The organism is Corynebacterium sp. HMSC074C01 (genome assembly GCF_001814605.1).
Lineage (GTDB): Bacteria > Actinomycetota > Actinomycetes > Mycobacteriales > Mycobacteriaceae > Corynebacterium.
On sequence record NZ_KV817254.1, the window covers coordinates 56,039 to 68,472 of the forward strand.

The 12,434-nt window shown below is 61.0% G+C and carries 11 protein-coding genes; 2 read left to right on the forward strand and 9 right to left on the reverse strand.

Annotated elements, in window-relative coordinates; translation table 11 throughout:
• The first annotated feature begins 33 nt into the window (after positions 1-33).
• Positions 34-1,218, forward strand: a complete 1,185-nt coding sequence (locus HMPREF2978_RS01155; protein WP_210398326.1) for an MFS transporter — start codon at positions 34-36, stop codon at positions 1,216-1,218.
• A 129-nt stretch (positions 1,219-1,347) separates the two neighbouring features.
• Here HMPREF2978_RS01155 and ileS read toward each other — a convergent pair whose 3' ends face one another.
• Positions 1,348-4,545: an isoleucine--tRNA ligase gene (gene ileS / locus HMPREF2978_RS01160; protein WP_070743619.1), complete on the reverse strand. Its 3,198-nt coding sequence runs from the start codon at positions 4,543-4,545 to the stop codon at positions 1,348-1,350.
• Positions 4,546-4,907: 362 nt separating this feature from the next.
• Between ileS and HMPREF2978_RS01165 the strand changes: the two genes are divergently transcribed.
• Positions 4,908-5,981, forward strand: a complete 1,074-nt coding sequence (locus HMPREF2978_RS01165; protein ID WP_070743621.1) for an HNH endonuclease signature motif containing protein — start codon at positions 4,908-4,910, stop codon at positions 5,979-5,981.
• Between the two features lie 65 nt (positions 5,982-6,046).
• On the opposite strand, the gene HMPREF2978_RS13145 is transcribed toward HMPREF2978_RS01165, so the two are convergent.
• The 8 genes from HMPREF2978_RS13145 to HMPREF2978_RS01200 form a co-directional block, all read right to left on the reverse strand.
• Positions 6,047-6,217: a hypothetical protein gene (locus HMPREF2978_RS13145; RefSeq protein WP_168162406.1), complete on the reverse strand. Its 171-nt coding sequence runs from the start codon at positions 6,215-6,217 to the stop codon at positions 6,047-6,049.
• A gap of 122 nt (positions 6,218-6,339) precedes the next feature.
• Complete coding sequence (locus HMPREF2978_RS01170) at positions 6,340-7,470, reverse strand: DivIVA domain-containing protein (protein WP_070526737.1); 1,131 nt, start codon at positions 7,468-7,470, stop codon at positions 6,340-6,342.
• A 168-nt stretch (positions 7,471-7,638) separates the two neighbouring features.
• Positions 7,639-7,950 (reverse strand): YggT family protein, encoded by a 312-nt coding sequence (locus HMPREF2978_RS01175; protein ID WP_010190521.1) that lies wholly within the window; start codon positions 7,948-7,950, stop codon positions 7,639-7,641.
• 228 nt (positions 7,951-8,178) lie between these two features.
• Positions 8,179-8,601: a cell division protein SepF gene (locus tag HMPREF2978_RS01180; RefSeq protein ID WP_012715146.1), complete on the reverse strand. Its 423-nt coding sequence runs from the start codon at positions 8,599-8,601 to the stop codon at positions 8,179-8,181.
• 69 nt (positions 8,602-8,670) lie between these two features.
• Positions 8,671-9,381, reverse strand: coding sequence for a YggS family pyridoxal phosphate-dependent enzyme (locus tag HMPREF2978_RS01185; protein WP_070526734.1), 711 nt, complete (start codon positions 9,379-9,381; stop codon positions 8,671-8,673).
• Entirely contained in the window at positions 9,381-10,121 is a 741-nt protein-coding gene (gene pgeF / locus HMPREF2978_RS01190; protein ID WP_070526731.1) for a peptidoglycan editing factor PgeF, read from the reverse strand. Before pgeF ends, HMPREF2978_RS01185 begins: the two co-directional genes overlap by 1 nt.
• Positions 10,122-10,145: 24 nt before the next feature.
• Positions 10,146-11,510, reverse strand: coding sequence for a cell division protein FtsZ (gene ftsZ / locus HMPREF2978_RS01195; RefSeq protein WP_070526728.1), 1,365 nt, complete (start codon positions 11,508-11,510; stop codon positions 10,146-10,148).
• A 206-nt stretch (positions 11,511-11,716) separates the two neighbouring features.
• Positions 11,717-12,376 carry a cell division protein FtsQ/DivIB gene (locus HMPREF2978_RS01200; protein WP_083316468.1) on the reverse strand — a complete coding sequence of 220 codons (660 nt, stop codon included), beginning with the start codon at positions 12,374-12,376 and terminating at the stop codon, positions 11,717-11,719.
• Positions 12,377-12,434 lie beyond the last annotated feature (58 nt).

The window sequence follows — 12,434 nt, forward strand, 5'->3', positions numbered from 1 at the left end:
TCAACGCGCGCGTGGTTCCCCGTCGCCGGTTCCATGATCGCCGTGGCGTGGGGCGGAAACGAGTTCACCCCGCTGCTAGTGATGTACCGCGAGACCTCGAATTTTTCCCAGGTTACGGTCAATGGGCTCTTGGCCGCATATGTCGTAGGTATTATCCCCGCCCTGTTGATTGGCGGCCCACTGTCTGATCTGCTTGGCCGCCGCCCCCTGCTGCTTCCCGCAGCACCGCTGTCATTGGCGGGCTCTTTCTTGCTATCCATCGCTCCTAACGAGCCACTCATCATTGCGTTGGGGCGTGTCCTGTGCGGCATGGCCTTGGGATTAGTCATGGCCGTGGGCTCAACCTGGATTACGGAGCTCATCACGCGTGCTGGCGGAGACCCGGCGGCAGGCGCTCGCAAGGCTTCCTTGTGCTTGACTGCAGGCTTCCTCGTCGGCGCAGGTATCGCTTCGGTACTCGCCCAGTGGGGTCCGTGGCCAACGCACACGGCTTATATCCTCCACATGCTGCTCACATTGCTGACCGCCGTGTGGATCCTGCATACCCCGGAGACCCGCCAGCCCACCCGGGGCGATGTCAAGACCACAGTCTTGGAACTTCGGGTGCGCGACATGCTGGAAATGCTGCATATCCCGGCCGTTGCTCACAAGCGTTTCCTGCGCGTCGTCGTCCCCGTGGCCCCGTGGGTATTCGGTTGCGCCGGAGCTGCCTATGCACTCCTGCCACAGCTCTTGTCCGATTCAGCAGGTGATGCCCCGATTGCTTTCTCCGGCCTGATGACTGTCATCACGCTGGGCTGCGGTGTCGCCGTCCAGATGGTGGGCCGACTCGTGGATACCCATCAGTCTGCGCGTGCTTCGGCACTGGCCATGTTCGTCATCACCGTCGGCGCCATCCTCGGGGCCTTCGCCGCCCACTCGCTCTCCCTGCCGCTCGGCATCGCCGCCGCCGCGACGATGGGTGCGGGATACGGCCTAGCTCTCGTCGCCGGTTTGTCTGAGGTCCAGCGCATCGCGGGCGAGCGCGAGCTCGCCGGCCTGACCGCCGTGTACTACTCCATTTCCTACACCGGCTTTTTCATCCCCATGGCCTTCAGCGCACTCGCGCCCTACATCGGTTTCACCGCGTTGTTCAGCATCGGTAGCTTCTTGGCACTGGTCTGCCTCATCAACGTCATCCTTGCCTGGCGCGCGCACCTGCCCGGCACCCGCCGCTAGCACCGCCCCACCAGTCGCGGCGCCCACCCCTGGGCCGCCCTGCGCTACCTGTGCACAGACACTAAAAGCTCCGCCTCCCACGTCCGGGAAGCGGAGCTTTTCTCTGTCCGCGATTAAGCAGTTGCGGTCTTAGGCCTTGGCCACCGTGGCGGTTACGCCCTTCAGAACGTCGTGGACGTTCTGGCCAGCACTAGCCTCGAGGGCCTCAGTCGTCACAGTGAAGTCGACAGCGAGCACCTCTGCCGCGATGTGCTCGCGGTGGCGGTTGGCCCACTCTTCCTTCTCCGCCGGGACAGACAGGACCACGGTGATGCGGTCGGTGACCACGAAGTCCTCGGCCTTGCGGGCATCCTGCAGGCCGCGGATGACATCCGCCGCCCAGCCCTCAGCCTCGAGCTCTTCGGTGACGTTGGTATCCAGAACCACTAGGCCATCCACGCCGTCCACGCGCGCCGTGGACTCCGGGTTCGCAGCCTTAAGACGCTCCGTGTACTCATCCGCGGTGAGGCGGATATCGCCGTCGACGATAACCTCCGCGCCGTCACGCTCGTAGTTGCCCGCCTTCAGGCTCTTGATGGCGCGCTGCACGTCCTTGCCCAAGCGCGGGCCTGCCACCTTGGCGTTGCAGACCACCTCGAAGGTGCCTACCTCATCGACGTCATCGGTAAGCTCAACGTCCTTCACGTTGACCTCATCGCGGATGATGTCCTTGAAGTCAGCCAAACGGGCCGAGTCCGGCATCGCCACGGTCAGCTTCGGCAGCGGCAGGCGGTTGCGCAGCTTATTGGACTTGCGCACAGACGACGCCGCCGAAGCCACCGCGCGGGTGGCGTCCATGGCGGCTACCAGGTTCGCGTCAGCCGGGTAGTCCTCAGCTTTCGGGTAGGAGGCCAAGTGCACAGAGCGCTCACCGGTCAGGCCACGGTAGATGACCTCAGCCACGTGCGGCAGCAGCGGAGCCACCACGCGGGAAACAGTCTCCAGCACCGTGTAGAGGGTGTTGAAAGCCTCCGCGTGGGTCTCCTCGCCCTCCCAGAAACGGTCGCGGGAGCGGCGCACGTACCAGTTGGTCAAGGCATCCGCGAAGAGACGAACCTCCTCGGTCGCCGAGGCAATATCGGTATTCGCCAGCGCATCATTCGTGTTCTTCACTAAGTCATGCGTCTTGGCCAAGATGTAGCGGTCCAGCACGTTGGTGGAGCTGACATCGAACTTCGCGTCCTGGGAAGCGTAGAGCTGCAGGAAGGTGTAGGCATTCCAGATCGGCAGGATAGCCTGGCGCACGCCCTCACGGATGCCCTGCTCGGTGACGATGAGGTTGCCACCGCGCAAGATCGGCGAGGACATAAGGAACCAGCGCATCGCATCCGAACCATCACGGTCAAAGACCTCGTTGACGTTCGGGTAATTGCCCTTGGACTTGGACATCTTCAAGCCGTCATTGCCCAGAACGATGCCGTGGGCCACAACCTTTTTGTAGGCTGGGCGGTCAAAGAGCGCGGTGGACAGCGCATGCATGACGTAGAACCAGCCGCGAGTCTGACCGGAGTACTCCACGATGAAGTCCGACGGCGAGTGGGTCTCAAACCACTCCTTGTTCTCGAACGGGTAGTGCTTCTGCGCAAACGGCATGGAACCGGACTCGAACCAGCAGTCCAACACGTCTGGTACGCGGCGCATCATGGACTTGCCCGTCGGGTCATCCGGGTTCGGGCGGGTCAGCTCATCGATGTGCGGGCGGTGCAGGCTGGTGGGGCGCACGCCGAAGTCACGCTCCAGCTCATCCAGGGAGCCGTAGACATCCACGCGCGGGTACTCCGGATCATCGGAGATCCACGCCGGGATCGGAGCGCCCCAGTAGCGGGTACGGGAGATGTTCCAATCGCGAGCGCCCTCCAGCCACTTACCGAACTGGCCGTCGCGGATGTGCTCCGGCAGCCACTCAATCTCATTGTGGTTGAGCTCCACCATGCGGTCACGGAACTCGGTCACCTTGACGAACCATGCCGGCAGCGCCATGTAGATGAGCGGCTCCCCGGAGCGCCAGGAGTGCGGGTAGGAGTGCTCGATGGTCACGTGGCGCACCACGCGGCCAGCTTCCTTTAGGTCCTTGATGATGGCCTTGTTAGCATCGAAGACCAACTGTCCCTCATAAGGTGGCACCTGCGAGGTGAACTTACCGTCCTCGTCCACCGGAATGACCAGGCCCACACCATACTTCTGGCAGGTGAGCATATCGTCCTCACCGAAGGCCGGAGCCTGGTGGACCACACCAGTACCGTCCTCAGTGGTGACGTAGTCCGCCAGCAGCAGTTGGTAGGCGTTCTCGACATCCGGGAAGAAATCGAAGATGGGCTGGTACTTAAAGCCCTCCAGCTCAGCGCCCTTGAACGTCTTGAGGACTTCCGCCTCACCCAGCTCCTTGGCCAGGGTGCCGGTGAGCGCCTCGGCCATGATGAAGGTGCGGCCAGCAAAGTCGCCCTCGGTGGCCTTGAACAGGACGTAATCAACCTCCGGGTGGACCGCCAAAGCCAAGTTGGACGGCAGGGTCCACGGGGTGGTGGTCCAGGCGAGGAAGGAGGCGTCGGCAAGCTCGGCGTTATCCGCCAGCGTCTTCTCCGCCGCGCTTCCTTTCACAGCACCCGCCACCGGGAAGGTGACCGTCAGGGTTGGGTCCTGGCGCATCTTGTAGGAATCATCCAGGCGCGTCTCCTGGTTGGACAGCGAGGTGTGCTCAGCCCAGGAGTACGGCAAAACCCTAAAGCCCTGGTAGATCAGGCCCTTGTCATAGAGCTCCTTAAACGCCCACATCACGGACTCCATGTAGTTCAAGTCCATGGTCTTGTAGCCGTTCTCGAAGTCCACCCAGCGAGCCTGGCGGTTAACGTACTCTTCCCACTCATCGGTGTATTCGAGGACGGACTTGGCGCAGTACTCGTTGAACTTCTCCAGGCCCATCTCCTCAATCTGGGCCTTATCCGTGATGCCGAGCTGCTTTTCTGCCTCCAGCTCCGCTGGCAGGCCGTGGGTGTCCCAGCCGAAGACGCGCGGGACGTGGTTGCCGGCCATGGTGCGGTAGCGCGGGACGATGTCCTTGACGTAACCGGTCAGCAGGTGGCCATAGTGCGGCAGGCCGTTGGCAAAGGGAGGGCCATCATAAAAGACGTACTCGGGGCAGCCCTCTGTCTGTTCGAGGCTGGCTTTAAAGGTGTCGTCGGCCTTCCAGTACTTCTGGACCTCCTGCTCCATATCGGGGAAACGGGAAGACCCAGCAGTCATATCGACTTTGGGATAAACACTGCCGACGTTCGCGGGGTTATTACTCATCTAAAAATTCCTTCACTCGTTCGCTGTGGCGGGGACGCGCCTTGCGGCTCGCGGTACCACCCCGCTTGGGCGCCGAGGCGCCCCGCTTCGTTGATGTGAAGGAGATGACGGTCCTTACCCGCCCGGTTCTAATAATGCGGCACTCACGCGCCTCACGTTCTTCCGGAATGCTCCCCGGTGATAGCCGGCTCACTGCATACGCCTAAAAGTATAGCGAGGCGGTCAAGTTTTCACAGGCCCCGGTTCCCGAAAGCCTCGAAATAGAAACGCCAGTACAGAAAAGAGGCACCTGGGATAAGGTTTTCCACAGGAACATTTTTTCTAATGCGCGCAGCTCATAAGGTGTTTTAAGCTCCACAAATATGAACGCACTACAGACTTTCCTCAACGCACTCGGAGCTGGCATCGATGTCATCGCCGAGTGCGAAGGCATGTCTGAAGCAGACCTGATCGCCGCCGGCTCCCCAGACAAAACTGCCGCGCAGTTGGTGCGGCTACACACGAGCTTCTTTGGGAAGACCGCCATGACCAGAATGCAGCGCGACGCGGTGAAGGCTGCGCGCCAGCGCGGCCACTCATTGCCCACTCTGGAGGTCATCGACCGCTATGCCCGCAAAGCCAAGACGCAGGCATTGGGCTGGAAGCTGCGCCTAGAGTTGTGCCGGACCAGCGCCGATACCCTAGCGATGGAAACGCTGGCGAAGAAGAAGCTCAAGGAGCACTCGGCCCCACCCGTGCCGAAGGAGGGCGTGACTATTTACCGCCGTCGCAATGCACCGTGGACAATGGCAATCACAGGCCCCGCGCAAATGATTGCAGAACTTAGCGACGCCGTCGACCGCGAACGCCCCCTCGAATCCATCCGCGAAGCCTTCTTTAAAGGCGCTGCTCCGCGCCGCGGCTTGCAAACGAATGTCTTGGTCCCGCTGGATGCAATGACGAAAATTCTCGACGGCGACGGCGAAGAAATCACCCTTCAGATGACCAACGGCGCCACAATGACTGGCGCGGAATACCTCAACAAGGTCATCGCCGGTGAGATCGATAAAGACGGCGCGCTCGCGACCCTTTTCCACCCCTATCACGGGCCAGTCAACCTCTACTACGAGGAGCGCTCAGCCAGCATCAAGCAACGCATCATGGCTATGGCAGAGTTCCCAGTCTGCGCTTGGGATAAGTGTATGAAACCGGCCGATGAATGCCAGGTTCACCATCTCATCGCGTGGAAGAACGGCGGGTACACCAACCAGGAAAACCTGGTGATGCTGTGCCCGTATCACAATGGCGTGAACCAGGACGATCCGAACGCGCCACCGGGACGCGGCCGCATGGCCCGGGTCAACGGAACGGCCATGAGGACGTACGGTCCCCTCCCGCCGCCCACGCCTCTGCAAGCGCCACCCGGGCTATTCGACGCCCCGGAAAGAGACGACTAGGAGCGACACAACTAGGTGTCTTCGCAGAAAAGCCCTCCACCCAGAACTACTCCTGGGGGCGAGGGCTACTCGTCGTGCTTGCGGCGCAGTTTGATCACGGTGTCTGCGATGAACAGAACAATGCCCACCCCGGCGGAGGCGAAGAGCAGGTATAAAGACCACTCAGCGGCGGAGAGGATGTAGTTCACGAAGGCCAAGAAAGCGACAAAGGCCAACAGCAATGCGCCGATAAGCATGCGTCCTCTCCTTCCCCACCAATGACTAAGGGCTCTGTGCTTTACAAAGAATGTATACCTACGAACGTATACCTACATAAAAGAATAACGGCGCCCCCGCAGGGACGCCGTTCATTCACTGATTAATTGTTGGACTTGCCGGCTTCACCGTTGGGAGCAGCGGTGCCGCGGGACTCCAGCTCCTCAAGCTGAGACTGCAGCAGGGTCTTGAGGCGGGTACGGTACTCGCGCTCGAAGGTACGCAGCTCGGAGATGCGAGCCTCCAGAGCGGTCTGCTGCTGCTTGACCGTGTTCATGACCTCAGTGTGCTTCTTCTCGGCATCTGCCTGCAGGGCAGCTGCCTTCTCCTCTGCCTGGCGAATCTGCGCCTCGGCGCGGGACGTAGCGTCAGACTCGGTCTGCTTTGCCTTGTTCTCGGCATCCGCCACCAGCTTCTTGGAGCGGGTATCGGCCTCCTGCAGCTGCGCATCGTAGCGCTTCTGGGCGTCAGCAAGCTGAGCCTTGGAGTGGGAGTCGGCGTCGGCAAGCTGCTTCTCTGCAGCCGTACGCGCCTCAGCGAGCATGGACTCGGAGTCAGCCTTAGCCTCGCTGGTAAGACGGTCCGCCATCTCCTGAGCCAGACCCAGCACGCGGGCGGCCTGCATGTGGGTATCCGGGGTGGCGAGGCCCTGTGCGTTGGACTGAGCAGCGCCTGCACCAGCCACGGCAGCGGCGGAGGAGGCAGTGCTGGAGGCTGCGGAGTTCTTCTTTGCGGACTCGAGTTCCTTCTTGGTGCGCTCCAGCTCCTTCTTGGAGGCCTCGAGCTCACGCTTAGCGGCAGCAGCTTCCTCACGGGCAGTCTTAAGCTCCGCGGAGTTGTCCTGTGCCTGGACAGCCGGTGCCTGGGCGGACTGCGCCTGAGCGGCCTTCGCCTGCTCCTGCGCACGCTTGGTCTCTTCCTTAGCCTTGGCAATCTCGTTCTTGGAGTCAGCCAGCTTTGCTTCGTACTCGGCGCGCAGCTTGGACTCGACTTCCTTACGTACGGCGGCCTCGTCGACCTTTGCGGCAGAAGCGCCGCCAGCAGCGGCGGCCGGAGCCTGAGACTTCAGTTCCTCAACCTGGGCGTGGAGATCATCGTTCTCGTCCTGCAGCTGAGCAAGAGCATCCTCAACGAGATCGAGGAACTGATCGACCTCATCCTCGTTGTAGCCACGCTTGCCAATTGGCGGCTTGCTGAAAGCGACGTTGTGTACATCAGCTGGTGACAGTGGCATTGACTTCTCTTCCCCTTACGAATCGGTCAAACCTCTAGAGGGTCCAGAGGCCGGGTACATATGCGGTTAATAATACGGATTGTGGTAACTCATTGTATCCGAATCAACACATTATCTAACGCTGGCACGAGTCTCAACGTTAACAGGAGGGTTTAATACACCCGTTAACTACATTGCAAGTCCATTGGCACCGAAAAATAGCCAGCCAATAAGTTGCGAAAGAATGGACAAAAGCAGGAACAAAACGATGATGGAAACGTCGAGCGCAATGCCTCCCAGCTGCAGCGGCGGGATGACCTTACGCAGCGCCTTAACTGGCGGGTCAGTGACGACGAAGAGCACCTCGGCAACCATCATGAACCAGCGGGGCGGATTGAATTGGCGCGAGAAAGACTGAATCATCTCAATGACAATGCGCGCCAACAGAATCCACGAGTAAAGACTCACGGCGACGAGCAGAATTGAACCTAAAGCATTCACAACGCCCGAGCCTATCCGAACCACCCCCGCGGACGGTACTCCCCTGCCCGAGGGTTCGCCCTCGGCGAACAGAAACGGCACCGCAGCGGCCGCACCGACGCCGAGAATGCCGTTCCGCTTAGACCGCTAAGGATATAGCAAGAAAACCAGCAAACCGCCCCATCACCCCTCCTCTCCTTAGCCAACACGGAGGAGAAAAGGCGATGAAGCGGTTAAAGCGCGAAGCCTTTAGCGCAGGTGTGCCGCGCGCTCGAGCTCAACAGTGGAGATATCGGCGCCCTTCGGCACGATGGCGAAAACCTTACGGCTGGTGTCCACGCCCTTAGTCAGGTTCTTCATGCGGCCTTCCAGTGCAAAGCAGAGGCCGGCGGCGAAGTCAACGAAGCGCTTTGCGGAGCCGCGGTCGGCGTCAGTGAGCTCGAAGACCACTGCGTCACCGTCACGGAAGGGACCGCCAACCTTCGCTGCATCGTCGAAGGAAACGAGCGACAGCGCCACGATAGTCGGGACAAACTCCTCTTCCTGCTTCTCGTAGGAAGGTGCATACGCTGGAGCGCTATAAGCGCGCTCGTCTGCGTAGTAAGCATCGTCGGCGTCCATGTCCATCGGGCCTAGCCCGAAGAACTCTTTGGTCCTATCAATCAGTGACATTCTGGGTCTCCCTCTGACCTAGTGTGTGCTGTTCATTTGCTGTCTTGTAATGCACTTTTACAATGACAATTAACCTAGCGGGCGCTCTCCCATAATTCCGGTTCCGACACGCACGATATCCGTTCCAGATGCAATCGCTGCATCCATGTCAGCGCTCATTCCAGCGGACATTTTTAGGCCCCTCCCTAGCTTGGCCGCGACCTCATCCGTCAGCGCCCTCACCTGCGCGAATACCTCCGCCGGTTCACTCTCCAGAGGGGGAACCACCATGAAACCACACAGCTGCAGGTTCTCCAGTTCTTCGACGATGTCCACTAGAGCAGGTACGTCCTCCAGCGGGCAGCCACCGCGCGCGGTATCACCATCGGCGGAGACCTGAATATAGACCGGAAGACTGCCCTGGCGCTGCCCGCGTTCCTTCGCAAGCGCCACGCCGCGGTCGAGACCTCGGGCCAGCTTTTCCGAATCAAGAGAATGCACACTGTGCGCCCACCGTGCTACGTGGTTCGCCTTCTTGGTTTGAACCTGGCCAATCATGTGGAAACGCATCTTGGGCAAGGCCTCTGCCTTGGCGCGCGCTTCCTGCTCGCGATTTTCCGCCACATCCGTTATCCCTAGCTCTGCCAGCAGCGCAATGTCTTCGGCGGGGTGAAACTTTGTCACCGGCAACAGCTGCGGCGCGGGGCGGCCAGCAGCCTCAGCGAAGCGGTGAATAGCAGCGCGGGTGCTCTCCAGGCCAGCCCGCAATTCTTCACGGCGCGCCGTGTCGTTGTTCGTCATTAATCCTCCAACCAAATCACGCCGGCTTGGCGTCCGGTGACGCCCTCGCGGCGATAAGAAAAGAAATCAGTGTCTTCGATCGTGCAGCGCGGATCAGACTCAATGGCCGTAACCCCCATCCCCATCAGCTGGCGAATCAGACCGGCGCGCACGTCAACGCCCCACGTTCCAGAAGAGGTCCGGGTTTTGGAGCCGGGCAGGTGCTTCTCGACGTCCTCCGCCATCTGCTCCGGAACCTCATAGTTACGCCCAGACGCGGCCGGCCCCATGAGCACTTGGATCGACGAAGGGGTGGCACCCAGCTCAATCATTGTGTTGACCGTATTCCGGACGATTCCGTTGCGCGCGCCTAGGCGTCCGGCGTGGGCGGCACCGATGACACCCGCGGAGACGTCGACAAGCAGCACCGGTGTGCAATCAGCAACGAGCACGCCAAGTCCCAAGCGCTTTTCGGTGGTCACCACGGCATCGGTGGCGGGCACGGGCTCCTTCGCGCCACGGCGTTCGGCGCCCACGACCGTCACGGTATTGGTGTGCAACTGCTCCATCCACACGATGTCCTCTAAGCCCGTTGCTCGGAGAAGTCTCTCGCGATTGGCGGCCACAGCGGCGGGGTCATCGCCGACGTGGTCGCCTAAGTTGAAAGAGTCATAGGGGGACAACGACGCCCCGCCGGCACGGGTTGTAAACACCATGCGGACGGGGCGTCGTGCTGCGTGTGCTTCCTCGTTTACTGGCATGCACTCCAGAGTAGCTGGCTGGGACTAGCGCATGAAGGAGGGCACGTCGAGATCGTCGTCGCCATCATCATCAAAGTCACGGCTGTTACGCTCAGCGGGGCGCGAGAGGCGGTACTCATCGTCGGCGCCACGGCGGTACTCCTCACCACGGAAGCGATCCGAGGTGGTAAACAGTCCGCTCGACGGTGCCGGCTCAGCCGGCTGCTCGCGCTCGTAGGAGTGACGCGGGGTGTACTCCTCGCGGCCGATGCGCTGGGAGTCAGCTCGCTGAGGTTCGGCGCGGGTGTACTCTTCGCGCGGGGCCTCGGTGCGGGGTACTGCGGGGCTCGCCGGCTGTGTTTCAGCGCGGTTCTCGAAGAGAGAGCCCGGGCGTGCTGCCGGGGTAGCCTCCGAGCCTTGCTGTTGCGTCTGGCCAGGCTGCGCCGGCTGGGAGGTCATGTTGGCCTGGGCGTCGAAGCCGGTGGCGATGATGGTAACGCGAACCTCGTCACCCAGATTGTCATCGATGATGGTGCCGAAGATGATGTTGGCATCTTCGTCAGCGCGCTCCTCCACCATGGAGGCAGCGGCATTGACCTCGTGGAGGCCCAGGTCGGAGCCACCGGCGATGGACAGCAGCACGCCCTTGGCGCCTTCCATGGTCGACTCCAGCAGCGGGGAGTTAATTGCCTGCTCGGCAGCGTTGAGCGCGCGGTTATCCCCGCGAGCAAAGCCGATGCCCATGAGGGCGGAACCGGCGTCGGACATGACGGAGCGAACGTCCGCAAAGTCGACGTTGATCATGCCCGGGATGGTGATGAGGTTGGTAATACCCTGAACACCATTGTGCAGAACTTCATCGGCGGCGCGGAAGGCCTCGACGATGGACAGCTCCTCGCCGCCCAGCTGCATGAGGCGATCATTCGGGATAACGATGAGGGTATCGCAGACCTCGCGCAGCTCTTCGATGCCGGCCATGGCCTGACGGGTGCGGCGAGCGCCCTCGAACTTGAACGGGCGGGTAACAACACCGACGGTCAGAGCACCCATCTTCTTCGCGATGGAGGCAACGACAGGGGCCGCACCGGTACCGGTTCCGCCGCCCTCGCCGGCCGTCACGAAGACCATGTCGGAGCCCTGGAGGGCGTCTTCGATTTCGGTCTTGTGATCCTCCGCGGAGGTCTTACCTACCTCCGGGTTAGCACCAGCACCGAGGCCGCGGGTGGCCTCGCGGCCGATGTCGAGCTTGGTATCCGCATCGGAGAAAATCAGCGCCTGGGAATCGGTGTTGATCGCCACGAACTGGACTCCCTTGAGCCCTTCTTCGATCATGCGGTTGACAGCGTTGACACCGCCGCCGCCGACGCCGACGACCTTGATGTCCGCGAGGTTGTTGCTAGATGAGATCATACGAGGGTCTCTTGCCTTTCGAATAAGGTTTTAATGTAAACGAGGAGGCGCCTCTTTTCGCGAGAGGCGGTTACATCCATCTTTAACGACATCGGGGTAATTTCGGCGCACATTTTGCCGCGTGTCGGTACCCTCAACCTCTACTTTAGGGTTGCTGACATGCGGTTTTCTTAACAGGCGCCCCACCCGTCCCACTCGCGACGTCTCTAGCGGCGAGTCACCAGCGACGGGTTAGAAATGTTCCAGGATTCGCCCTCGAGCTTGAGCACATCTTCGAAAGCAATCGCCTTGTTCTTATTGTCTTCCGAGGCTCCCCAAAAAATGGTTTTCTCATCCTCTGTGTAGAAAGTCAGCGAATACCTGTCCTTGATCTCGAGGTTCGTTACCTTCTCCCGAATCGGCGCGGGGAGGGCTGCAACGGCCTCGACAGCCGCCTGCATCTCTGGGGAGCCGGAGTCTGTGCTACCGGTCAGCTCCACGGCTTCCGGTGGTGCTTCATCTTCCACAAATTCCTTGCCGTGATTATCCACGAGCACCGTCGTACCGCCATTGCGAACAAAGGCCACTGCCTCATGTTCGGTGATCTCAATGAGCACCGTCGACGGGAATGCCCGCGATACCGTCGCGCTCTCTACCCACGGGATCGACGCCACGCCCTGCGCGGCCCCGCGAGCATCCAAGCGCGCGAGGTTCGAGCCCTTGGCGACGCCACTAGCCTGCTCCACATCCTCAGCAGCGACGTGATCGTTTCCCACCACCTCGAAGGACTTCACCGTGAGGATAGGAAAAAGCCACACTGCTACTGCAGCGATGACCGCTACGAGTAGCACCACGCCCACCGCGAGCGCCCCAGTCTTTTTAGACATTCGGTTCCTTCGGGTCTTCCGCCTCATTGTTGCGTCCCAGTTCGGACAAAATCTCGCC